Raw genomic sequence first — 23,711 nt, 5'->3', positions numbered from 1 at the left:
GCACACAATTTTCCAAAAAATGAGGGGATACCATGTGGATCATTATTGTCGGCTATTTAGTCGGGGGCCTACTCGGGGGTAGGCTATATGGGTTACTAAGTGGTCATGATTTAGCGACATCCGGTTCAAAAAACACAGGGGCCCGCAATGCGCATCGCATCGGAGGGGTATGGGCGTTTTTCATCGTGTACGGATTCGACGTGCTGAAGACGATCCTTGTCTTGCAGATGAGCGGACCGTATTTTTGGCAGACAGCGCTTGCGCTCACGCTTGGTCATATTTATCCGTTTTGGCGAATTCGCGCAGGCGGGAAGGGATATGCCGTTTTTTCTGGAATCATATGGGCATACGACCCGTGGTGGTTTATCGGTGGTCTCCTGATCTTATTGCTCTTGATCAAAGTGACGGGCAATTCACGTGAGACAGGACTGGTCATGCTTATGCTACTACCGCTAGCAGCCCTAGGAAGTCTCGAACATATCATCTGGGCCATGCTCATTGCGATGATCATTATTTATCATCATGTGAAGGAGGGGAAAGCATGATTATGTATCGAAAAGCCGGTGAATCGGATTTTGACGCCATTCATCGATTGAATTACGAAACGTTTGTCGAAGAGATTCCGCAACATTCACCGAACTCGGAACGACGGCTCGTCGATCGGTTTCATGGACAGAATACATATTGGATTGGTGAAGTAGACGGTGAAGTGGTCGCCATGTGTGCACTACGTGGCGAAAGACCTTTTTCGTTGGAACAAAAAGGGGTGCGCATTCCTGACGGGGATTGGATCGAAATTCGTTTGCTTGCTGTGAAGAGAGCGTATCGACGCAATCGGACATTCGCCGGACTGATGCGAGCGGTCATTAAAGATGCGACCGATCGTGAAGTGGATGGGATTGTCATCAGTGGGACGACGCGTGAACAAGTGCTCTATCACCGATTCGGATTTATTCCATTTGCGGATCCAATCGGCCCTGAGGAAGCAAGGTACGTTCCGATGATGTTAACGCGTTCAGCCTTTTATGAATCAAAGTCTGCGTCGACGCTTCGACCAATAAGTTTCCTTGCGGGTCCTGTCGAATGTTCGGAGCGCGTGAGAGCACGACTCTCAAGGCAACCACTCCCACACCGTTCAAAAGAGACGAGTCGCATGCTCGAATCGGTTCAGCAACAACTGACAAAGCGAATCGGACTTCCTTACGTCTATACGCTTCTCGGAAGTGGCACGGTCGCCAATGATGCGGTCGCGGCAAGATTGCGGGGACATGGTGTCGTTTTATGCGCCGGCGAATTCGGGGAGCGTCTCATGGATCACGCATCCCGCGCCGGTCTCTCATTTGATGTCATTCAAGTGGACGGGGAAGGGAAATGGGAGGTTGCTCAACTTGAGCAGATTGAACCGGAGTGGGTGTGGACGGTACATTGTGAGACATCTTTAGGCATCTTAATCGACCTCGCCCCGCTTCACACGTGGCAAGGTGTCGTCGCAGTCGATGCAATCAGCGCGGTCGGGACACTTGTCTATGATTATTCTTTCGCGGACTACGTGACTTTTTCCTCGGGGAAAGGATTACGGAATGCGCCAGGTCTCGCGTTCGTCGCGATGAAAGAGCGGGCGGAAATGATGCGAGACGTGCCACGCTACTTTGATTTGTCCCTCTATCAACCAATCGCCTTCACACAATCGGAACCGCTCCTTGCGGCGATGGATGTCGCATTAGAGGAATTAACGGAAGAACAGGTCGCATCGCATCAGGAGAAGATGGCATTGTTGGTCAACTCACTTCGCGAGAATGGCTTACAATTCAAGCTGAGTCCCGCCCAATCACCTGGCATCATCACGATTCCGATGCCGTGCGGACAGTCCTCGATTGAGTTAGGTCGACAACTATCCTATCAAGGTTATCTCGTCCAATATGAGAGCGAATATTTGAAACGGGCGAACGTCATCCAAGTATCAACGATGGGCTGGACGACAACTCGCATAATGCGTGACGTTGGTGCCTATATTGCCGAGTGGATGCAACAAAAAACCGCCACTCTGGAAAGTGACGGTTCGCTTAAACACGAAAATCCTGACGTGCCAAGTGACGAATTTTTCGTCCGAGGCGTCTCCAATTGAAGTAAGCCAGCACAGACACGACGCCACCTGACCAGAACAGCCATTCATCTGGTCGGATATAGCCGAGTAGCCCGACGAGCAACCCGAGCAAGATGACGATGGCATTGAACGTCTGACGGTGCAAGAGTTCTTTCGATTCCAAGTTGCGTTGGAACATCGCTTGCTCCGACAGGCGTTTTCGTGTCGGCTCTTTTAAGTAATTGTCGAGAAGCGGTGGCACGTTCAACAATTTCTTCGCATAGTTGATCCCGGTCTTCACATAACGGTTTTGAAGTGTCGTGCCGTCCTCCTCGAGCCATTCGATGACAATCGGTTTGCCGAGTGTGAACAGGTCGATTTTCGGATCGAGGATTTGCAGGATGCCGAGCAAAGTCGAGGCGGCCCGACCGAAGAAGGCGAATTCCGCCGGGAGTTGGATCGGTTCGTTTTTGACGAGCAACTGAATATCCTGCAACACTTTCTCAATTAACTTCGTATCGACGGTGTCGATATCGGTCTCTAAATAAAAAGTGACGGCTTTCTCGAGTGCTTGGCGGATGTTTTGCTTGTTCGCCGTCGGCAAGAGGAAGCGTAAATCTTCTAGGCCGTCGACGATGCTGTCATAGTCGAGCGAGATGAACGCCTGTAAGATGTTTCGGATCGTTGCCATGTCCTGTGCCGTCGTCTGTCCGACCATCCCGAAGTCGAGTAGGATGATGGTGCCGTCTGCTCGGATTTGAACGTTTCCGGGGTGCGGGTCAGCGTGGAACTGTCCTCCGAACAACAATTGTTCGGCGGCGAGCGTGAATAGTCGTTCGGCTAGGGCAGAGCGACCGATTTCATTTTCTTTTAAGAAGGCGAGGTCGGTGATGCGTCGTGCATCGACCCAGTCCATCGTCAAGACGCGGTTCGTACAGAGGTGTTCGTGATAATCCGGAATGTAAACGTCCGGGTTATCCGCATATTTGGCTTTGAAATATAAGGCGTTTTTTAATTCGGTTTGAAAATTTAGTTCATCCCCGATGACAAAAATCATTTGGCGATATAAGCTATCTAAGTCGGTCGATTTTGCGAGGGATGTCCGCTTCAACATCGACGTGACAATCCGCATGGCCCGGAAGTCGGTACGGATGATTTTTTCGATATTCGGACGTTGAATTTTGATGGCGACCCGCTTGCCGTTTTCCAGAAGGGTGGCACCGTACACTTCCCCGATTGAGGCGGAGGCGACGGCGTCGATGCCAACGTCTTTGACGACTTGCGTGTAAGGGACGCCCCATTCCGCCTCTAGAATCGCGCGCGACTTGTCCCAACCCGATGTCGGGACACGGTCGACGAGTTCAGATAGTTCGTTCAAGACGGCCGGAGGCAATAAATCGGCACGAATGGACAAGAATTGTCCGAGCTTGATCAACAAGCCTTCGAGTCGGAGTGCGTTTCGTTTATACTCACGCGCGAGCTTGAGCATGAGTGCTTCATATTCTTCTGTCGTGGCGACACCTTGCTGTTGCTTACGTGAAAAGGCGTATAGCCGAATGATGAATCGGGCGAACATGGTGACGATAATCCATATGCGGAACAAAGCGATACGTTTCATTGTAATACCGACATCCTTTACGACAGTCGCTCGACTGACCTGATTTTTTGTAACTATACTTTACCATACAATGCGTTGAAGAAAGGGCAAGGGATGTTCATGGAGTGGGAATTGCTCAACGTCGTCGGAACGATTGCGTTCGCGGCGAGCGGAGCCATCATTGCGATGGATGAAAAATACGATATTTTTGGGGTATGGTTGCTCGCGTTTATCACCGCCTTTGGGGGCGGCGCGATTCGGAACGTCCTGTTAGGAAACCCCGTCAGTTTGATTTGGCAACAGAATGATTTATTTATTTTATGTTTTCTGGTCGCACTCCTCATCTTTCTGCTACCAAGTGTCGTATTGCCACATTGGGAACGCTGGGGTGTGATTGTGGATGCAATCGGATTGGTCGCCTTTGCCTTTCAAGGAGCACAGGTCGCCATCAAGCTGGATTTACCGTTATCGGCAGCAATCGCGGCGGCTGTCCTGACCGGGGTCGGGGGTGGTGTGGTCCGCGACTTACTGGCTGGGCGTAAACCGCTCGTCTTGCAATCAGAGGTGTACGCGATTTGGGCGATTCTCATTGCGGTCATCACGTATTACTTCAAGCTCGAAGGCGGTCTTGCCGTCTATGCGCTTTTAATTGTCGTAGCGACACTTCGAGTGATATCCTACTATCGGAAGTGGAATTTACCAGCACGAAAAGTCAGATAAGGGGGAACGAAAATGAAGATTTTACTAATGATTGGTGCCGGATTGATGGCACTCGGTGTGGCACTTGGCGCGTTCGGTGCCCATGCGCTAAAAGAGAGACTGTCACCGAACATGTTGGCGAACTGGCAGACGGGCGTGCTCTATCACATGATCCATGCGCTCGGGATCGTCGGGATCGCAGCGCTCCTCATGCGTGTGAGTATCAGCCAATTTAACATTGCCGGCTGGCTCATGTTTGCGGGAATCATCTTTTTCTCTGGAAGTTTATACGTCATGGCGTTGACGGGAATCACGAAACTCGGAGCCGTGACACCAATCGGCGGCGTCTTATTCATTGCTGCTTGGATTTTTGTCATCGTCGGTGCGATGAAATTATAATGACAGAATCAATTTATTTCGACATCCATGTCTTTGCTCATGTTCACATGCAGCGAAGGCATGGATTTTTTTTGATGAGTCATCCCATCAATTGGAAAACAGATTTGCGCTTCATGTATTTATTATTTGAAAATAGGGTAAAACGTTCTCTATTTACATAAAATATTACAGGAACATGTCAGAATGGACGATTAGAAAAGGTATTGATAAATAATAAGTTCAACACATTCGTTGCCTATGCTGTTGTGCGTGCGTAATAAAATTGAAATATAACTTTAACAGGAAAATATCTAGCAGTTAGATATAATTAGTCGTGTTGAAACTCAACCAAATGATCGTTTTTGTTACATACTGAAACGGCTTTAAAATATGTAGTGTAGTAGGTACTCACGTTTGTCATTTAAGAAAGGATGTACCCCATTCATGAATTGGAAACGCACAGTCTCGACGCTGACGCTTGGTGTGATGCTCATCAGCACACATACAGTTGCCGACGCATCGACTTCGATTAAAGAAAAACAAGAAGAACAACAAAAAGTACAAGAGAAGCGCAATGACGTGAAAAAGAACCAAGCCGATACGTCTTCAAAGATTGAAGTGAACAAAGAAGAGATTTCAAAAGTTCAGGCAGAGGTCAATAAAATGGACGCACAGTTGCAGGACATCATCAACGATGTCGCCATGAAGCGCCAAGAAATCAAGCGTACCGAGATGAAAATCGAGGATCTTGAAGCCGACATTAAAGATTACCAAGAAAAAATGAAGGCACAAGAAGCGATGATGAAAGAACGTATGGCCACGATGCAAAAGAACGGTGGCGGCTCAATTAACTGGGCTGAATTCATCTTCGGTTCAAAAAACCTCTCTGATCTTGTCACGCGTATGATCACGGCTGGAACGATTCAGCGTAGTGACCAAGAGTTGTTTGATGACTATGAAGCGACACAAAAATCGCTCAAAGAAGCGCAAGCTGACTTGAAAGCAGAACGTGCCTCACTTCTCAAACAACAAAAGGCACTTGAAGTGCGTCAAGCTGAGCTCGAGAAGAAAATGAAGCAACGTGAGAAGCGTATCAAAGAGCTTGAAGAGAAGAACATCAAGTTTGAATCACAAATCTTCGACCTTCAAGAAATTGAAGCGACGTTAGTGGCACAAGAACAGGCAATCGCGGCTGAAATCGAAGCGCAACGTCGCGAAGAAGAGGAAGCCCGTCGTCGTGCTGAAGAAGCAGCTCGTCAAGAGGCGGCACGTAAGGCAGAAGAAGCACGCCAAGCAGAAGCTGCACGTCAAGCTGAGGCTGCTCGCAAGGCAGAGGCAGCACGAGAAGCGGAAGCGGCACGTCAAGCTGCTGCACAACAAAAGCAAGACAATAAAACGAATACCCCGTCTTCGTCGTCTTCAAACAACACGGCTCCATCAACACCAGCACCAAAACCGGAACCGGCGCCGAAACCCGCACCAACACCAGCGCCGAAACCGGAGCCAAAACCGGCACCGACGACATCGACGCCAGCACCGTCTAGCTCAATGTTCATTCAACCGGCTTCAGGACGCTACTCACAAGGGTGGGGTTCGGCGAGCGGTGCGTATGGTTACACGTTCCATAACGGTTTAGATATCGCTGGTCCAACAGGTACACCGATTCGTGCATCTGCGACAGGTACGGTCATTCGTGCAGGCTGGGGTGGCGCTTACGGGAACCACGTCATGATCGCGCACGTCATCAACGGTCAAGTTTGGACGACAGTTTATGCACACATGAACTCAGTATCTGTCAGCTCAGGACAGCGTGTGACACAAGGATCAAATATCGGGACACTTGGAAACACAGGGAACTCGTCAGGTCCGCACTTGCACTTTGAGATTCATAAAGGCGGCTACTCGTACTCGGCAACGAGCGCAGGTAGCACGGTCAACCCGCGTCAGTTCTTCTGATGCCCTATACAGAAAGCTCCTTTCGATTGCGAAAGGAGCTTTTGTGCGTACAAAAAATCCCTCCGCTATGGCGAAGGGATCAACGTTAGTTGGCTTGCTCGATATCGCTTGAATGATCTTGTTTCTTACGCATTCGTTCACGCACGTAATAGATAATCGTCAACCCAATCAACCAAGGTACCCCGAACTTCAACAAGATGTTGAAATCGGTGAACCATGTCGTGATCATCAGGCTGAGGAGTAAGACAGCTCCAAGTATTGGGAGGAACGGATATCCCATCATACGGACAGGGAGTTTTCGTCCGGTCCATTTCTTCCGGAAGAACAAGTGGGAGACGAAGACCATGAACCAAGTGAAAATGGCTCCAAACATCGAGATTCCCATCAAGAACGGATATGACGATTCCATAAACACTTGTAATAAAGCGGCTAGGACGATGCCACCCGTTGAAACGAGTAATGCGAACATCGGGATGCCGTTTTTGCTGATTTTTTTGAACACTTTCGGTGCATCGCCGGCTTCTGCGAGCGAGTACATCATGCGTGTTGATGCATAGAGCTGTGCGTTCATCGCTGACAAGGCGGCAATCAAAATCACGAAGTTGAGGATACCTGCCGCGAACGGCACATCAAACTGTTCCATGACGAGCACGAACGGACTTTGATCGATACCCGCTTGCTGCCATGGGATGAGCATGAGCATGATGGCGAGCGTGACGACATAGAAGAACGTCAAGCGGAACACGGTAGCGCGTAAAGCGCGTGGTACGGCCTGGTCCGGGTCTTTTGCTTCGCCTGCTGTGACGGCGACGAGTTCGGTTCCAAGGAAACTGAAGAGGGAGATGAAAATCGTCACCCACATTCCGTAAAACCCGAAAGCGAAGAAACCTTCGTTTCCAGTCGTGATCGATTCAATCGGTGATCCTGGTTCGCCGAACAATGTGGCGGCACCGAGAACGATGAATAGGATAATGGCAGTTACTTTGATGAAGGATAACCAGTATTCGGTCGTCCCGAACGTGTGAACATGACGGGCGTTGACGTAAATGAGTAGTCCACCGAAGAGGGCGACCCAGACGAACCCGTTCACATCCGGGAACCAGTAGCGCATATAGATAGCGATGGCACTGACCTCAACCCCTACAGCGAGTACGTTCGCGACCCAGTAAGAGTAACGGACGAGAAAGCCTGCGAGTGGATGGACGTATCGCTCGGCAATCGTTCCGAATGATCCAGATGTTGGATGGGCGACCGTCATTTCGGCGAGTGCACCCATGAGTAAGAGGACGATGAACGCCCCGATGGCATAGCTGACGAGCACGCTCGGACCAGCGGTTTGGATCGCGAGCCCGCTTCCGAGGAACAGCCCGGTTCCGATGGCACTCCCGAGGGAAATCATCGTGAGTTGCCGGGTGGACAGCTCGCGTTTTAGTTTGTTTGTTTCCAAAATCGATTCTCCTTTAGTTGAGTGAAATGTTGTTGTGGACGACTATAGCAGACAGAAAAAAACGATGTCAATTCGAAAAACCGATGAAGGTTCTCGATTTCGGGGTGCACATATAGAGGCAAAGTTTTTCGAATTTTTTTATTTGACAGGGATGCATCCTCCCTGTATAGTACGAGTTAACTTAACTGAAACGAATAAAGGCGTCGACGAAGAGAAGTAACGACGAATCTTGTATGACAGAGAGCTGATGGTTGGTGCGAATCAGTATACAGGACGTCGCGAATGGACTTCTGAGCTCTAAACCGAACTTTGAGTAGGCTTTAGCGGGTTACCCACCGTTATCACGGGGAAGCGGATGATCGTCCGTGAAGTGGGTTCTTCGGAACCAACGAAGGTGGCACCACGGGGTTACTCGTCCTTCTTGTAGCATAGGCTATGAGGAGACGGGTAACCCCTTTTTCGTTTCTATAACATAAATCGAGGATTGAGAAGAGTAGCGCGAGAAGACGTTTCGCCCAGAGAGTCAGGGATGGTGAGATCCTGACCGAGGCGTCCGCGTGAATGGGCTCATGAGAGCATGGCTGAATGAAGTAGGTCGTGACGGCTTCCCCCGTTATCGGGATACGATGTGATTGCATCGGAGAGTGGATTCTTCGGAATCAACGAGAGGTGGCACCGCGGTCTAGAACCGTCCTCCATACGACGACTGTCGTGTGGAGTTTTTTTATACACATTTTTAGAGGGGGAACAGACGATGATTCAACAATTGGAGACAAACGCACTATCAACAGCAGATATGAAAGTGGCAGCAAGCGAGATGTTCCAAGCGGATGAAGCACAAATCGAACGGGTGCTACTCGCGATGAAAGAACGTGGGGAGACGGCAGAAGAGATGGCGGGACTCGCGGCATACATCCGTGAAGCAGCACAGTTTCCCCCGACGGATTTGCCTGTACTTGATGTCTGTGGCACGGGCGGCGATGGGGCGCACACGTTCAACATCAGCTCGACCGTCGCCTTCGTGTTGGCCGGTCTCGGCATCCCGGTCGCCAAACATGGGAACCGTAGCGTATCGAGTCGGTCTGGAAGTGCGGACGTCCTCGAGGCATTGAACGTTCCGATTGTGAAGACGGCGGAAGAAGTACATGCCGACTTGAAACGGACGAACTTGAGTTTCTTGTTCGCCCAGCATGTCCACCCGATCATGAAGCACGTCATGCCGGTCCGGAAACGACTCGCGACGGCGACCATCTTCAACCAAATCGGACCGCTTACGAATCCGCTTCGTCCGAAACGACAACTGATTGGTGTCTACCATCCATCACTACTTGAGAAGATGGCGACAGCGATGCGTCATCTTGGAGTAGAGCGTGGCATGGTCGTACACGGTGCGGGTGGCCTCGATGAAGCGAGCCTCGCTGGTGTGAACGAGGTGTACTTCTTTGACGGGGAACAGACGGCGCGTTACGCGGTCGACCCACGAGATGTTGGCTTGATGCGGGCACCGCTCGAAGCACTACGTGGAGGAACGCCGGAAGAGAACGCCGCGACACTACTCGCTGTATTGAACGGGGAGTCGGGCCCGGCGCGAGATGTCGTCTTATTGAATGCGGCGCTTGCCCTTTGCACGTACGGCACGACTTCAACGCTTCGTGCAGGGGTGAAAGAGGCGAAACGCAGTATCGATGAAGGGCACGCCTTACGCGTGTTACAACACTTACAACGTACGGAGGTAGAGGCATGAGTTATTTAACGAAAATCATCGGAACGAAAATCGAAGAGGTCAGTCGTATGGAGCCAATCGATGTCACCGTGACAGAGCCGATTGCTCTCTTGAATCGAATGCGTGATGGATTCCACATCATCTCGGAAATCAAACGTTCATCACCTTCGAAAGGAATGATTCGGGAGGATGTGAACGTCGCCGAACGGGCTCGTCAATATGAACAAGCCGGAGCGACGATGATTTCGGTGTTGACGGACACGACGTATTTCAATGGGTCTTTTGAAGATCTACAACAAGTCGCCGACGTGGTCACAATCCCGGTACTCTGCAAAGACTTCATCATCGATGAACGACAACTCGACTATGCGAAGCATTACGGTGCGAGTGTGGCGCTCCTCATCGTAGCGGCACTTCATCCGAAACGTCTCCACGAGTTGACACGATACGCTCGCTCGATCGGTCTTGACGTCTTGGTCGAAGTGCATGACGAAGCCGAGTTACACATCGCGCTCGAGCTCGATGACGTGTTGATTGGCATCAACAATCGAGACTTAAAAACGTTCGAGGTATCACTTGAGACATCAATCGATTTGATGGAACGTTATCCCGATGTCACGTTCGTCAGTGAAAGTGGAGTCAGCACCGTCGAGGCGGCAGCGCGTCTAAAAGAAGCCGGGGCCAGCGCCATTCTCGTCGGAGAAGCACTCATGCGGGAAGAAGACCCGACCCGGTTACTCGAGGAGTTGAAAACATGTTCGTTAAAATTTGTGGATTGAAAACAGAAGAAGCGGTCGAAGCGGCGGTCGAAGCGGGGGCGGATGCCATCGGATTCGTGTTCGCCCCGAGTTCCCGTCAAATCGACGTGGCCACAGCGAAGACGTTAGCAACGTTTATCCCGCAATCGGTTCGAATCGTTGGTGTGTTTTTAAGTCCTTCAATGGAAGACATCGCGCAAACGATGGACGTGGGACTGACGGATTTACAAATTCACCATCGAACGCAGTCGATTGAACAACTGCGAATCTTCGGATTACCGATTATCGATGCTTCAACTGAGGTGGCGGCGGATGTTCGATTGATGGACCATCCGACCCCGGGCAGTGGACAGATTTTAGACTGGGCAACGATTGAGCGACCGAATCGTCCATTTTGGCTAGCAGGTGGCCTATCCCCAGACAATGTAAGACAAGCGATTCAAACGATCCAACCAGACGGCGTCGATGTCTCGAGCGGTGTTGAGACAGACGGTGTGAAAGATATCAAAAAAATTCGCACGTTCATTCAACGTGCCAAGGAGGAACTAGGATGTATGCACAACCAGTGAACGGGAAATTTGGACAATACGGTGGAAAATATATTCCGGAGACGCTCATGCAGGCAGTCGAAGAATTAGAGGTCGCTTACGAAGAGGCGAAGCAAGACCCTGAGTTTCAAGAACGCTTCTCTTCCTTATTAAGCGAATACGTGGGACGTGAGACGCCGCTCTATTATGCGTCGAACCTGAGTCGTCGTCTTGGGACGAACGTCTATTTGAAACGTGAGGACTTGAACCATACCGGTGCCCATAAGATCAACAACACGATCGGACAGGCGCTCCTTGCGAAACGGATGGGGAAACAAAAAGTCGTCGCCGAGACGGGAGCGGGTCAGCACGGTGTCGCGACTGCGACAGTATGTGCGTTACTCGATTTAGAATGTACGATCTTCATGGGTGAGGTCGACGTTGAACGCCAGGCGTTGAACGTGTTTCGGATGGAATTGCTCGGAGCGAAAGTCGTTCCGGTCAAATCAGGTAGTCGTACACTAAAGGATGCCGTCAATGAAGCGCTCCGTTACTGGGTCAAACATGTCGACGATACGCATTACGTGATGGGTTCAGTACTTGGACCGCATCCGTTCCCGCAGATGGTACGTGATTTCCAAAGTGTGATCGGGACAGAGACACGTCGTCAAATCCTTGAACAGACAGGACGCCTCCCAGACGCCGTCGTCGCTTGTGTCGGTGGAGGAAGCAACGCCATGGGCATGTTCTATCCATTCTTGAACGATGAGTCGGTCGCCCTCTATGGTGTCGAGGCGGCAGGCAGTGGCATTGATACAGATAAACACGCGGCGACACTCACGAAAGGTGAAGTCGGTGTGTTACATGGTTCCCTCATGTATGTCTTACAAGACGCGGCCGGTCAAATCGAGGAGGCACATTCAATCTCAGCCGGACTCGATTATCCAGGGGTAGGACCGGAGCACAGCTTCTTGAAAGACATCGAACGGGTGCGGTATGCAGCTGTCACGGATGACGCGGCGCTCGATGCGTGTCTCGCCCTCAGCCGACAAGAAGGGATTATTCCTGCCTTGGAGTCGTCTCATGCTCTCGCTTACGCAGAAACGCTCGCGAAGACAATGGGAGAAGACGAAACATTGGTGATTTGTTTATCAGGACGCGGAGACAAAGACGTCCACACAATCCGAGAGAAGGTGGCGACACGATGACATTAGAGACAGCGATTCGTGAACGAGAAGGAGCGGCATTCGTTCCGTATATTATGGCCGGTGACGGTGGGATGGACCGACTCATCCCGACCATTGTTGAACTAGAACGGATGGGTGCGACAGCGATTGAACTCGGGATCCCGTTCTCCGATCCGGTGGCAGATGGTCCAATCATAGAGGCGGCAGGCATGCGTGCGCTCGAAGCGGGTGTGACGCTCGAAATGGTATTGAACCATTTAATAGAAGGAAATGATCAATTTAACGTTCCAATCGTGTTGATGACATACTTGAATCCTGTGTTTCGATTCGGGATTCAACCGTTCTTTGACCGAGCGAAGGAATGCGGGGTAAGCGGGGTCATCATTCCTGACCTTCCGTTTGAAGAAAGTCTTCAATTATTCGCAGATATCGACCGGCATGACGTCGCGGTCATCCCGCTCGTGACGTTGACGAGTAGCGAGGCGCGGACAGCATCGATCTTAGAGAAAGCGGAAGGATTCGTCTATGCGGTCACACTCAAAGGAACGACAGGGAAAGCCGATGTGTTCCCAGATGAATTACTCGCCTATTTGACTCGATTGACAGAGCAGTCACGCGTTCCTGTTTTGGCAGGATTCGGCGTACATTTACCGGAGCAAGTGCAGACGCTTGGAAATGCATGTGATGGTGTCGTCGTCGGAAGCTTTATCGTCGAGGCGCTCCATGAAGGAAGAACAGACGACGTTGAGACGTTGATTCAATCAGCAAAACAAATGCACGTATAAAAAATCAGCGCTTCATACGAAGCGCTGATTTTTTTGCCTACAATTCCACTCGGTCGAGACCGTCTTCACCAAATTTCTGGTCGAGTTGATCATGACGATACATCGAGGCGAGTACATATAAAAGGTCGCCTTCCTCGATGGATGTTTGTCCATTTGGTGGAATCAAATATTCGTTTCGGACGATGGCGTTCACGACGGTGTTCGGTGGGAGCGTGATATCCGCGAGCGTCTTGCCAATCATCGAGGAACTCTCCGTGACGACGTAAGGAACGAGTTTATGTTGGGACTGTTTGCTCGAGACGAGGGCAATGGTATATGGGGAACGGATTTTATCCGGACCGAGTAATCCCAATTTCTCGGCAAGCGGTGTCAATGTCGTCCCTTGAATCAAAGCGCTCGTCACGACGACGAAGAAGACGGCATTGAATAAGAGTTGACTGTCCTCAATACCAGCAATTAACGGGAATGTAGCTAAGACGATTGGAACAGCTCCCTTTAGGCCGGCCCATGAGATAAACAGCTTCTCTTTTCTCGTGAATGCCATCCCGAGCGTCGATAAATAGACGGCGATCGGACGAGCCAAGAACATGAGGACGAATGAAATGAGCAGTCCTTTCCAAATCAAGTCCGGTTCGATGAGTTGACGAGGGAAGACGAGTAACCCAAGGATGACGAACATGATGATCTGCATGATCCATGCGAGCGCTTCTGAGAATTGGACGATCGTCACTTCATGCGCCGTGTCCGCATTTCCAACAATCATCGCAGCGATATAGACCGCGAGCAGACCGCTTCCTAATAAGTATGCGGTGACACCATATGTGAGAAATGCCATCGAAATCATGAGCACGGCATGAAGACCGCTCGACTCTAATCTTAGGTGATTCAACATGAGGCGGGACAGTTGACCGAGGATGAAACCGATGAGAGCCCCGACCACGATTTGAAGGACAAACATCCAGATGCCATCCCAGATAGTCGTATCTGGCTTCATCATGAAATCGAGGGCAAGAATCGTTAAAAACATCGCCATCGGGTCGTTCGTGCCGGACTCGGCTTCGAGTGTCGCACCGACTTTCGGTGAGATATTCTTTCCTTTAAATGCGGCAAAGACGGCCGCCGCGTCGGTCGAACCGATAATCGCACCGAACAAGAAAGATTCAATCCAATCGAAACCAAATACGAAACGAACGGCCACAGCAACAACGCTTGTCGTGATCAACACACCAAACGTAGCGAGTGAGGCGGCTGGAACGAGGACGTTCCGCATCGACGACCATTTCGTCTGAAGACCCCCTTCAAACAAAATGACGATTAAGGCGGCGACTCCGATCAACTGCGCCAGATTCGAATCGTCGAAGAAGATGAGACCGGTGATATCACTTCCCATGATCATGCCGATTCCCATAAATAAAATCAAGGCGGGCAAGCCGAATCGAGTGGAGATTCGCGTCGCCATGACACCGGACACGAGTAGTAATCCGAAGAGTAAAATGAGTACATCAGTACTTAGAACAGGTACGGGCAAGCACAACACATCCTTTCAAAAACAATACTCTTAGGTTCATTGTACCATGAAATCGTCTGATATTTCAGAATTGGCGATTAGACAAACCATACACATTGGAATTGTCAGTTATAAATGTGATAAAGTGAAAGCAACGATAAGGAGGGATGATGATGTCTAAAATTCACGTCATTCATGAAAACGAAGAATGGACGAACCACCTTGTCCATCGCTTAGAAGAACTACAGTTACCTTATGAATTATGGCACTTGGACCAAGGGACGATTGATCTCGAAGCAACGCCCCCGGAAGGTGTCTTCTATAATCGCATGAGTGCCTCTTCGCATACACGTGGACATCGGTACGCACCCGAGTTAACGGAAGGTGTCCTCGCTTGGTTAGAGGCGAACGATCGGACCGTGTTCAACGGCACACGTGCCATCCGCCTAGAAGTGAGCAAAGTCAATCAATACACGGCGCTTCGCCGCGAAGGGATCCGCGTACCGAAGACGATTGCGGCAGTCGGTAAGGACCAAATCATCGAGGCGGCCGAAAAGCTTGGGATGACACCGTTCATCACGAAACACAACCGTGCCGGGAAAGGGCTTGGCGTCCAGTTGTTCCATACGATCGAAGGACTGAAAGAATATGTATATGGTCCCTCGTTCGAGGACTCGGTTGACGGCATCACGCTCATCCAACAATATATCGAAGCCCCGGAACCATATATCACTCGCTGTGAATTCATCGGTGGGAAGTTCTTATATGCGGTTCGTGTCGATACGTCGGAAGGCTTCGAGCTCTGCCCGGCAGATGCGTGCTCGATTGAAGATCAGTTCTGTCCGGTCGGAGAGACGCCGCCTGCGAAGTTCGAAATCGTCGAAGGATTCAATGACCCGATCATTCCACAGCTCGAGCAGTTCCTGAAAGCGAATGCGATTGATATCGCCGGGATCGAGATCATTCGAGACCAAGATGGCAACGTCTACGCCTATGACGTCAATACGAACACAAACTATAATTCCGATGCCGAAGCAAAAGCGGGGCGTTTCGGGATGCTTGAATTGGCAACTTTTTTAGGGGACGCACTTCACGTCATCACGACAAAATAAGGGTCAGGCGCTCGCCTGACCCTTTTGCTGTGTATGTTTGAGTTGCTCTTCAAATCGATGTTGGACTAATTCTGCTGTCGGTGCCATTCGTTCGATGAACGAATCTAAACGTTCCGCAGTGTCTCGATCGGTTTCTTTGAACACGCGCATCGTTGTTCACCTCGTTGATCAGGATTACTTGCTTACATCATCCTTAATTCCCGAGGTGCTATACACGTAAACCTTTTACACGCTAAAGAATGTGCTCAAATTTTCTTTCGGTAAGATATTTCCGACGTAGAAGTCACCGAACTCACCATATTTCGCACTCACTTCGTCGAAACGCATCTCATAGACAATTTTCTTGAACTGAAGTGAATCTTCAGCGAAGAGCGTGACGCCCCATTCCCATGCGTCGAATCCAGTCGACCCACCGATGAACTGTTGAATCTTACCGGCATAGCTACGGCCGATCATGCTATGGCGATACATGAGGTCTTTGCGCTCATCCATCGACAACATGTACCAGTTGTCTCCGTCACGACGAGCCTTGCTCATCGGATAGAAACAAATGTGTGCCGTTTTTGGAAGTGTCGGATAGAGACGTGAGCGGATATGAGGATTTTGATACGGGTCCCCATCTCCAGACCCGCGATACATACCGAGCTCGATGACCGATACGTATGAATACGACGGAATCATATAGTCATATAGTGCCGTTTTGCGGAATGCGCGCTCGACATCTTCAAGTTCGTTGAATGTCGGGCGAAGCACCATCAAGACGAGGTCTGCCTTTTGACCGAGAATCGAGTAGAAAGCGTGGCTTCCCTCACCGTTCACTTCGACTTCTTCGAGTGAAGCGAGGAACGCAGTGAACTCGTCAATCATCTGTTGACGTTTCTCAGCATCGACGAGCTTCAAACGAGCCCAATCGATCGTACGGAAATCATGAAGTGAATACCAACCGTCTAACGTGGCGGCGGCATGTTGTGTATCTGTTGTAGGTATTGGACGTTCTGACATAAAAAAACTCCTTTCGGGACTTGGCTTCGCCGTCTATTTTACCATACACGCTTCACTGACTGGCAAATTTGAGACACTGTGAGGGTTATCACGATTCACGAGGGGTAAAGAACAGAAGGTACCGGGATGAAAACGGCTACAAAAATGGCTGTATCAGTCGATTTGTTAAAACTGTTCTATTCATATAATGATTGATTCTAAGCGATTTATGGCGAAATGGGCAGAATAGTTTATTTTAAAAAGGGTACTGTGTATAATTGAAATCGCGTAAAGACACAAGTCAACGGCAAGACCATTCGTCGTCATGCTGTAAATTGAGAAAAAGGGGTTCATTCGTTATGAAATTATTTGAAACGTTGAAGCAAAAAGTCAGCCCGGTTCGTCCGACCATCGTCTTCCCAGAAGGCGTCGATGAGCGTGTTCTTGGAGCCGCTGTTCGTTTGAAAGCGGACGGTATGGTTGAGCCGATCGTCGTCGGTGCAAAAACAGACATCGAAGCGGTTGCTACGAAGCACGGTTTCGACATCTCAGGTTTGACACAATACGACCCAGCGACATACGAAGACATCGATGTCCTCGTCGAATCATTTGTCGAGCGTCGTAAAGGGAAAGCGACGGCTGAACAAGCTCGTGAGCTCCTCACATCGGATGTGAACTACTTCGGAACGATGCTCGTTCATACAGGAAAAGCAGAAGGTCTTGTCTCAGGCGCGATGCACGCGACGGCTGATACGGTACGTCCGGCACTTCAAATCATCAAAATGCAACCAGGCATTAAAAAGACGTCAGGTGTGTTCATCATGGTACGTGACGATGAGCAGTACGTCTTCTCAGACTGTGCAATCAACATCGCACCGGACGCAGCGGATTTAGCAGAGAACGCGTTCTTGTCGGCATCGACAGCGAAGACGTTCGGCATCGACCCACAAGTCGCGCTTCTTAGCTTCTCAACGAAAGGTTCTGCGAAGTCACCTGAAACAGAGAAAGTCGTGGAAGCGACACGCCTTGCGAAAGAAAAATCACCGAACCTTCCAATCGACGGAGAACTTCAATTTGATGCGGCATTCGTCCCTAGCGTAGCGGCGAAGAAAGCACCAGGTTCTGATGTGGCTGGTAATGCGAACGTATTCGTCTTCCCAAGTCTTGAAGCAGGAAATATCGGTTACAAGATGGTTCAACGTTTCGGTGGATTCGAAGCGATCGGTCCAATCCTTCAAGGTCTCAACAAACCAGTGAACGACTTATCACGTGGCTGTAACGAAGAGGACGTCTACAAATTGACACTCATCACAGCAGCACAAGCAATCGACGAGCGCAACGAAGCGTAAGTTTTTGGCATCCTTCTTCTTAGAAGGGTGCTTTTTTTGTGTTTTTTTGAATAGTAGCTGAGGTAAACTATAAGAGGAATCCATTATTGAAAGGGGAGCTATGTATGCAAAGCATTCATGCGACGGAATTACGAGAAAAGTTAGAGAACGGGGAGTCTCTCCATATCATCGATGTGCGCGAACAAGATGAATATGATGCAGGGCATATCCCGAACGTACCGCTCTATCCACTATCTGAATTCCCACATGTGACAGAAAAATTGGCGCAAGATAACGTCTATCACGTCATTTGTCGTTCAGGTGGACGGAGTCAAACAGCATGTGATTACCTAGAGTCTCAAGGTTATAAAGTGATCAATGTCGACGGCGGCATGCTCGCTTGGGACGGCGACATCGAAGCGTGATGTTAGAAAATCCTTGGGTCGTCGTACCTCTTCTCATCGCACTTTATTTCACGGTCTATGCGGTGATGAAGCGATTTGACTGGGAGAAATGGCGACTCGTCTGGGCAGTATGGGTGATGCTCATCATCATCTTGTTGACGATTGAACTCGTAACCAGTCTATAAAAAATGCGGAACCTCTATTAAAGAAGGTTCCGCATTTTTTATGCGTCTTGGCGCTTATCAAAAGTGATTGATGCGATGGCATCATGTTGGTGAATCGACTCTTCGTTACGGCATTCGACGAAGAAGTTCACGACTTGTTTCATCTCGTACAAGTCAGCCGCAATCAAGCGGACCATGTCCTCGACGAAACGTGGGTTTTCGTATGCGATTTCAGTCGCACGTTTTTCATCCGGACGTTTGAGGACCGGGTGAAGTGGTGCCGAGGCGTTCGACTCTGCCGCATCGAGAAGGGCTGCACGCCAGTCGAATCCGTCCATCGACGTCTCATCAAGACCGGCTTCGATCGTGATGTAACCACGTTGGTTATGAGCGCTATACTCACTGATTTCTTTTGAACATGGGCAAAGCGTCGTGACGTTGATAACGAGACCGACCGTCACGTTTGCGACGCCTGTTTCAAGGTTGTACGTCACACGGTGCATGACGTCCGCGTTCATCAAACCGCTAAGTCCAGTTGCTGGTGCTTTGCGCGTAAAGAACCATGGGTAACGGATTGTCAATTGGCCTTCCGTCTGTTCCATACGCTCCGCAAGCTCCTGTGCGAACTCGATCAACGAACGGTTGGATACCGTCCATCCTTGTTGATGGTACGCGTCGAGCTGTTCCGTCAAGCGGGACATGTTGATCCCTTTACGGTCTTGAACGAGCGATGTCGTCAATTCGAATGTAGCGACCGTCGACTGGACCCCTTCCGGCGTCTCGACGTTCACCGGGTGCTTCACGTTTGAGATGCCGACACTGTCGAGGGCGAATAAGAAGTTTTTCGGTGTATTTTGTAAATCGACCATCTGTTCTTTCTCGGTCGGCTTTGTTCCTTTAATCGGTGGGACCGACCCGAACAATTTATGTCGTTCTGCTTTTGTAGGTAAAGCGACATGGCTTGTAGACATAATCGGATTCTCCTTTTTTTAGAGCGGTTCAAAGGACCACTCGTTCTTGTTAGGATTTTATCACGAAATGATGGCTGAACGGGTATGATTTTGCTCTCATAACATGTTTTCAATATGCAATCGAAAAAAATCCTTCAGATATTGAAGAAAGAGGATTGATTTACGTTATGAACGGGAATAAAATGGTCCTGTGAACTTAAAAAATAGATCACTATTAAATATGAAGGAATTGAAAGAAAAAAGGAGATGTTTTTATGGATTGGCAGTTAGTCCTGCAGTATGCCTGGATCGTCGTCGTACTCGTCGGTTTAGAAGGCTTGTTATCTGCAGACAACGCGCTCGTTTTGGCCGTCATGGTCAAACATTTGCCGCGTACGGAGCAGAAGAAGGCATTGTTCTACGGACTCTTAGGGGCGTTCGTCTTCCGGTTTATCGCATTGTTCTTAATCTCATTCTTGATCAACGTATGGCAAGTACAGGCACTCGGTGCACTTTACTTAATCGGGATGAGTGCGCGACACCTGTATATGACCTATAAGGCGAGAAAGATGGAGCCGAAACAGGAGTTGGCGGCCGAAGCCAAAGAAGAGACAGCTGTCACAGAAAAGCCGGTGTCGAAGAAAGAGTTTTGGCTCACTGTCGCGAAAGTCGAGTTTGCGGATATCGCCTTTGCGGTCGATTCGATTTTGGCAGCGGTCGCACTTGCGGTCAGCTTGCCACCACTCGGTCTCGGTGAGATTGGTGGGATTGACTCAGGTCAGTTCTTCGTCGTCTTGACAGGTGGTCTCATCGGGGTCGTCTTAATGCGATTTGCGGCACGTATTTTCGTCAAGTTGCTTCATCAACGTCCGACACTTGAAACGGCTGCTTTCATCATCGTCGGCTGGGTCGGGGTCAAGTTGACAGTTCTCGTACTCGAACATCCGGGATTCAAAGAATTGATTGCCGGTACACCGTTCGAATTCATGGGACTCCCAGACGGATTTGTTCACTCGACGGCTTGGACGATTTTCTTCTGGTCGGTCATGGTCGGGATTGCGACATGGGGCTGGTTCTCATCGAAACCGACAGCGGTCAAACATTAAAAAATGGTCTCTCGTTTTTAAGCGAGAGACCTTTTCTTATGCATTCACGTTTTCTTTTTCGTAAATCGGCACCCAGCCCTCAGTCGTCACGAAAATGCGAACGGCGACGACTTGGCGGTCTTCTTGCAACGTGAAGTAATGACGTGTGTTGACAGGCACCGAGATGAGGTCACCCGGATTGAGCTCGATATTGAAGTATCCGCGCTCTGCGTCGTCGATGGCAAAAATGCCGTGACCACTGACGATGAAACGAACCTCGTCGTCCGTATGGTGATGTTCTTTTTGGAAGTTGACGAGCAGTTCGTCTAAGTTAGGCGTCGCATCGGACAAGGAGATGACGTCAGCCGTTTGATAACCACGTCGCGTCGATACGTCTTGAATCTCGTCTTGGAACGTCGATAAAATGACGGCTTTGTCTTCGTCTGTTAGTTGATAGTTTTCTTGAAGGGAAGCCGGTAATTTCGCGATGTCCCATGCTTCGTAAAGGATGCCTCGTGATTCTAAAAAGTCACGTACCTCTTGTTGATCACTGACACGTTCTTCGGTTTGTTGAAAATAAATCGTTGCCATGTTGAATTCCTCCTTATGAATGGACGCCTAGGGCGCGTAATTTTAATGAATAGCTAAACAAAAATTCATATGCCTCTAAATAACGTTTTGCCGCAGCGGGCGTCTCTCCCCAAACGGTGATCCCGTGGTTCCGAATGAGGACGGCACCGGCATCGCTTGTGACATGTGGGGCAAATGCATGGGCGAGTGTCGGGATATCCGCGTGATTCTCGATAATCGGGATCCGGACACTGGCCGTTTCCTCCCAATAGCCGAGTGCCTTGATGATTTCTTGGCCCGTGAACGTGACATGTCCTTTCGCTGCGTAAAGTTCTGAGATGACGTTATTGTCGACCGTATGCACATGAAGAGAACAGGTTGCGTTCGTGTTGCTAAAGATTTCGATGTGTAGCAATGTCTCCGCAGACGGTTTGCCTGACTGTTCTCCAATCAATTGACCGGTCGCGTCGACGAGCACGAAGTCTTTCTCCGTGCGCTTTCGTTTATCACGACCGCTTGCCGTCACGAGGAACGTCAACGGGTCGTCCGATACGCGGATTGCCAGGTTGCCACTTGTCCCGGGGAACCAGTCCCGTGCGGCAAGCTCGTCTTTAATGTCGGCAAGTTCTACCCATCGTTCTTGTATCGTCATACACGCACTCCTTTCAAATGAGCTGAAATATCGTGGAATGTCTCAAACGGAATATGTTGGATTCCTTCCGTCTCACAAAGAGAGATCAATTGACCACGCGCATACACGACATCGGCCCGTTTAGCGATTTCAAAATCGGTGACCGAGTCGCCGATGACAATCAACGTGTCGGTAGGTGAGACGATCTGTCGGGCAATCGTCGGCTTGCAACATCCACAATCGTTCGAGCAATAGGCATCGCATGAATGAGGCCATGTGACGCGTGCCGTCTCTCCTGAAAAGTCAACGTGATTGCAGTAAATGTGTTCAGGTACGACATGACCTTCTAGAATCGGATGGACGAAAAAGTCCATACCGCCACTGACGACATCAAATCGGAAGCCAAGTGACTGCGTCTCTTGTAAAAACTCGATGAACCCTGGCCGAAGCGTGATGGTCGAAAGAAGAAACTCACGGTATCGTACTTCCTGGTCACTCGGAAGTAAGCCGAACATCTGACCGACACCTTCTCGGATGGAGAGCGTCTGGTTCAAGACGGCATCTTTGAGCTCGACCCAATCAGGAGGTGCGAACTGTCGCATCAACGCGATGATGTTATCTTCTTCGGTGATCGTCCCGTCGAAGTCACAGATGACATGCGTGCTCATCGTGCACCCCACGCATCCAACGCGGTCGATAGTGCATCGGTATCGTTCGTCTTGCCAAGCGTCTGGTCAATCGCCTGTCGGAACGCCTTCGCTCCAGCGACCGCACCGTCTGGATGCCCATGAATCCCGCCGCCGGCATTGATGACGACATCCGTTCCGAAGTCTCGAACCAAGTCCGGGACGAGTCCAGGATGAATCCCGGCAGATGGGACCGTCAGAATCGGTTTCGTCCAATGGGGTTCTGTCGCATACGTCTGAATCTGTTGCGCTTCGTCTTTCGGTGTCGACAGCGAACCATACGGCGACGGGAAGAGCGTCAAGTCCGCCCCGGCGAGTCGAATCAGTTTCCCGAAAAGGAGGGAATGGCGGACTGATCCAGTCAACGCCCCCGCAAAAGCGGGATGTGCCAAAATCGGAACGTGAATCTCAGAGTCTTTGGCGAGTTCTCGCAAGGCATCGAGCCCATACGTATACACGTTAAACAAGAGCGCGGTCGCGCCAGCCTCAATCAATTGCTTCGCCTGTTCGCGTAACGTGAAGACGGGTCCACTCAATGTCACGGCGTATAGAACGGAGCGACCCGTCAATTCTTGATGTTCTTGAATGATCGATGCCCCGACCCGTGCCCGTTCGAGCGACGGGGTAAGTGGATTGTCATATAAAATCTCATCGTCCTTGACGAGGTCGATTCCGCCGTTGAATTGGTCACGGAGCTGTGTCGCCAAAAAGTCGAGGTCCCGTCCGATAACACCTTTGAAGATACTCATGGCGAGCGGTCGGTCGTGTACACGAAGGATGTCGCGAACACCTTCGACACCGAATGTGGCACCAGGGAAGTCTGATGCGAGCTCTTCCGGGAGTGATAGGTCAATCAGTTGGACGCTTGGGTCGAGTGATAGTTTTCCAAACGTCGTCGTCAGAATGGACGAGAAGTCTGGCGTCACATTATGTAGCGGGTAACGAATAGAGAAGCGACTCGTCGTTTCTTGTTGGGACGTCTCGATGACCTCACCACGGAACGCCTGCAGTTGATGTTGCTCGATGTGGTTCAACTCGGTCCACGTGCCGACGGTCAGCTCATGTGCGATTTTTTCAGCCACGCGTTCGACGTGATCGGTATGTTTGATTTCATAAGTAGCGATAATTCCCATAAGTTCCTCCTTTCAGGTCA

Annotated in this window: 25 protein-coding genes and 2 other annotated features; of the genes, 15 read left to right on the top strand and 10 right to left on the bottom strand. The window is 50.1% G+C overall.

What is annotated here, in order from left to right; all coding sequences use genetic code 11:
- Nucleotides 1–32: 32 nt before the first annotated feature.
- Entirely contained in the window at nt 33–545 is a 513-nt protein-coding gene (locus KNO87_RS02865; protein WP_214792648.1) for a glycerol-3-phosphate acyltransferase, read from the top strand.
- Entirely contained in the window at nt 542–2,125 is a 1,584-nt protein-coding gene (locus KNO87_RS02860; RefSeq protein WP_214792651.1) for a GNAT family N-acetyltransferase, read from the top strand. The genes KNO87_RS02865 and KNO87_RS02860 overlap by 4 nt, the downstream gene beginning before the upstream one ends.
- Here the strand turns inward: KNO87_RS02860 and KNO87_RS02855 are convergent.
- Nucleotides 2,064–3,701 carry an ABC1 kinase family protein gene (locus KNO87_RS02855; protein WP_214792653.1) on the bottom strand — a complete coding sequence of 546 codons (1,638 nt, stop codon included), beginning with the start codon at nt 3,699–3,701 and terminating at the stop codon, nt 2,064–2,066. The genes KNO87_RS02860 and KNO87_RS02855 overlap by 62 nt on opposite strands.
- A gap of 93 nt (nt 3,702–3,794) precedes the next feature.
- Here KNO87_RS02855 and KNO87_RS02850 point away from each other — a divergent pair, with 93 nt between their 5' ends.
- From KNO87_RS02850 to KNO87_RS02840, 3 genes are all read left to right on the top strand, one after another.
- Nucleotides 3,795–4,400, top strand: coding sequence for a trimeric intracellular cation channel family protein (locus KNO87_RS02850; RefSeq protein WP_012727503.1), 606 nt, complete (start codon nt 3,795–3,797; stop codon nt 4,398–4,400).
- A gap of 12 nt (nt 4,401–4,412) precedes the next feature.
- The gene (locus tag KNO87_RS02845) at nt 4,413–4,778 is read left to right on the top strand and encodes a DUF423 domain-containing protein (protein ID WP_214786072.1); all 366 of its coding nucleotides are present in this window, start codon (nt 4,413–4,415) and stop codon (nt 4,776–4,778) included.
- A 423-nt stretch (nt 4,779–5,201) separates the two neighbouring features.
- Nucleotides 5,202–6,713 (top strand): murein hydrolase activator EnvC family protein, encoded by a 1,512-nt coding sequence (locus KNO87_RS02840; RefSeq protein WP_214792656.1) that lies wholly within the window; start codon nt 5,202–5,204, stop codon nt 6,711–6,713.
- An 85-nt stretch (nt 6,714–6,798) separates the two neighbouring features.
- Here KNO87_RS02840 and KNO87_RS02835 read toward each other — a convergent pair whose 3' ends face one another.
- Complete coding sequence (locus KNO87_RS02835; RefSeq protein WP_214792659.1) at nt 6,799–8,160, bottom strand: amino acid permease; 1,362 nt, start codon at nt 8,158–8,160, stop codon at nt 6,799–6,801.
- Nucleotides 8,161–8,354: 194 nt separating this feature from the next.
- Nucleotides 8,355–8,583 (top strand) — a binding site (T-box leader).
- A 48-nt stretch (nt 8,584–8,631) separates the two neighbouring features.
- Nucleotides 8,632–8,859 (top strand) — a binding site (T-box leader).
- A 55-nt stretch (nt 8,860–8,914) separates the two neighbouring features.
- Between KNO87_RS02835 and trpD the strand changes: the two genes are divergently transcribed.
- From trpD to trpA, 5 genes are read left to right on the top strand one after another with little or no spacing between them, the layout of a single operon-like run.
- On the top strand, nt 8,915–9,904 hold the full coding sequence (trpD, locus tag KNO87_RS02830; protein WP_214792662.1) for an anthranilate phosphoribosyltransferase: 990 nt from the start codon (nt 8,915–8,917) through the stop codon (nt 9,902–9,904).
- The gene (trpC, locus tag KNO87_RS02825) at nt 9,901–10,662 is read left to right on the top strand and encodes an indole-3-glycerol phosphate synthase TrpC (RefSeq protein WP_214792665.1); all 762 of its coding nucleotides are present in this window, start codon (nt 9,901–9,903) and stop codon (nt 10,660–10,662) included. The genes trpD and trpC overlap by 4 nt, the downstream gene beginning before the upstream one ends.
- The gene (locus tag KNO87_RS02820; RefSeq protein ID WP_214792668.1) at nt 10,638–11,210 is read left to right on the top strand and encodes a phosphoribosylanthranilate isomerase; all 573 of its coding nucleotides are present in this window, start codon (nt 10,638–10,640) and stop codon (nt 11,208–11,210) included. The genes trpC and KNO87_RS02820 overlap by 25 nt, the downstream gene beginning before the upstream one ends.
- Nucleotides 11,192–12,376 (top strand): tryptophan synthase subunit beta, encoded by a 1,185-nt coding sequence (gene trpB, locus KNO87_RS02815; RefSeq protein WP_214792671.1) that lies wholly within the window; start codon nt 11,192–11,194, stop codon nt 12,374–12,376. The genes KNO87_RS02820 and trpB overlap by 19 nt, the downstream gene beginning before the upstream one ends.
- Nucleotides 12,373–13,140, top strand: a complete 768-nt coding sequence (gene trpA, locus KNO87_RS02810; protein ID WP_214792674.1) for a tryptophan synthase subunit alpha — start codon at nt 12,373–12,375, stop codon at nt 13,138–13,140. The genes trpB and trpA overlap by 4 nt, the downstream gene beginning before the upstream one ends.
- Before the next feature lie 37 nt (nt 13,141–13,177).
- Here trpA and KNO87_RS02805 read toward each other — a convergent pair whose 3' ends face one another.
- Nucleotides 13,178–14,668: a potassium/proton antiporter gene (locus tag KNO87_RS02805; RefSeq protein WP_214786089.1), complete on the bottom strand. Its 1,491-nt coding sequence runs from the start codon at nt 14,666–14,668 to the stop codon at nt 13,178–13,180.
- Between the two features lie 152 nt (nt 14,669–14,820).
- On the opposite strand from KNO87_RS02805, the gene KNO87_RS02800 reads away from it, so the two are divergent.
- Nucleotides 14,821–15,759, top strand: coding sequence for an ATP-grasp domain-containing protein (locus KNO87_RS02800; protein ID WP_214792678.1), 939 nt, complete (start codon nt 14,821–14,823; stop codon nt 15,757–15,759).
- Nucleotides 15,760–15,762: 3 nt separating this feature from the next.
- Here KNO87_RS02800 and KNO87_RS02795 read toward each other — a convergent pair whose 3' ends face one another.
- Both KNO87_RS02795 and hemQ read right to left on the bottom strand, forming a co-directional pair.
- The gene (locus KNO87_RS02795) at nt 15,763–15,909 is read right to left on the bottom strand and encodes a hypothetical protein (protein WP_012727492.1); all 147 of its coding nucleotides are present in this window, start codon (nt 15,907–15,909) and stop codon (nt 15,763–15,765) included.
- 75 nt (nt 15,910–15,984) lie between these two features.
- The gene (gene hemQ / locus KNO87_RS02790; protein ID WP_214786093.1) at nt 15,985–16,761 is read right to left on the bottom strand and encodes a hydrogen peroxide-dependent heme synthase; all 777 of its coding nucleotides are present in this window, start codon (nt 16,759–16,761) and stop codon (nt 15,985–15,987) included.
- 338 nt (nt 16,762–17,099) lie between these two features.
- Here hemQ and pta point away from each other — a divergent pair, with 338 nt between their 5' ends.
- The 3 genes from pta to KNO87_RS02775 all read left to right on the top strand — a co-directional run bounded on the left by pta (nt 17,100) and on the right by KNO87_RS02775 (nt 18,657).
- Entirely contained in the window at nt 17,100–18,089 is a 990-nt protein-coding gene (pta, locus tag KNO87_RS02785; RefSeq protein ID WP_214792681.1) for a phosphate acetyltransferase, read from the top strand.
- 104 nt (nt 18,090–18,193) lie between these two features.
- The gene (locus tag KNO87_RS02780) at nt 18,194–18,493 is read left to right on the top strand and encodes a rhodanese-like domain-containing protein (protein ID WP_214744762.1); all 300 of its coding nucleotides are present in this window, start codon (nt 18,194–18,196) and stop codon (nt 18,491–18,493) included.
- The gene (locus KNO87_RS02775; protein WP_214789894.1) at nt 18,490–18,657 is read left to right on the top strand and encodes a hypothetical protein; all 168 of its coding nucleotides are present in this window, start codon (nt 18,490–18,492) and stop codon (nt 18,655–18,657) included. Before KNO87_RS02780 ends, KNO87_RS02775 begins: the two co-directional genes overlap by 4 nt.
- Before the next feature lie 38 nt (nt 18,658–18,695).
- Here KNO87_RS02775 and folE2 read toward each other — a convergent pair whose 3' ends face one another.
- A complete protein-coding gene (folE2, locus tag KNO87_RS02770) occupies nt 18,696–19,607 on the bottom strand; it encodes a GTP cyclohydrolase FolE2 (RefSeq protein ID WP_012727487.1) in 912 nt (303 codons plus the stop codon).
- A gap of 254 nt (nt 19,608–19,861) precedes the next feature.
- Here folE2 and KNO87_RS02765 point away from each other — a divergent pair, with 254 nt between their 5' ends.
- Complete coding sequence (locus tag KNO87_RS02765; protein ID WP_214792683.1) at nt 19,862–20,692, top strand: TerC family protein; 831 nt, start codon at nt 19,862–19,864, stop codon at nt 20,690–20,692.
- A gap of 36 nt (nt 20,693–20,728) precedes the next feature.
- Here KNO87_RS02765 and KNO87_RS02760 read toward each other — a convergent pair whose 3' ends face one another.
- From KNO87_RS02760 to KNO87_RS02745, 4 genes are read right to left on the bottom strand one after another with little or no spacing between them, the layout of a single operon-like run.
- A complete protein-coding gene (locus KNO87_RS02760; RefSeq protein ID WP_214792686.1) occupies nt 20,729–21,262 on the bottom strand; it encodes a cupin domain-containing protein in 534 nt (177 codons plus the stop codon).
- Between the two features lie 13 nt (nt 21,263–21,275).
- Nucleotides 21,276–21,893, bottom strand: a complete 618-nt coding sequence (locus KNO87_RS02755) for a methylthioribulose 1-phosphate dehydratase (RefSeq protein WP_214792689.1) — start codon at nt 21,891–21,893, stop codon at nt 21,276–21,278.
- Entirely contained in the window at nt 21,890–22,540 is a 651-nt protein-coding gene (locus tag KNO87_RS02750) for a 2-hydroxy-3-keto-5-methylthiopentenyl-1-phosphate phosphatase (RefSeq protein ID WP_214792692.1), read from the bottom strand. The genes KNO87_RS02755 and KNO87_RS02750 overlap by 4 nt, the downstream gene beginning before the upstream one ends.
- Entirely contained in the window at nt 22,537–23,691 is a 1,155-nt protein-coding gene (locus KNO87_RS02745; protein ID WP_214792695.1) for a 2,3-diketo-5-methylthiopentyl-1-phosphate enolase, read from the bottom strand. Before KNO87_RS02745 ends, KNO87_RS02750 begins: the two co-directional genes overlap by 4 nt.
- Nucleotides 23,692–23,711: the final 20 nt, after the last annotated feature.

Origin of the sequence: Exiguobacterium sp. s34 (assembly GCF_018617435.1) — a bacterium.
Lineage (GTDB): Bacteria > Bacillota > Bacilli > Exiguobacteriales > Exiguobacteriaceae > Exiguobacterium > Exiguobacterium aestuarii.
This window is presented reverse-complemented; position numbering and strand designations above follow the sequence as displayed.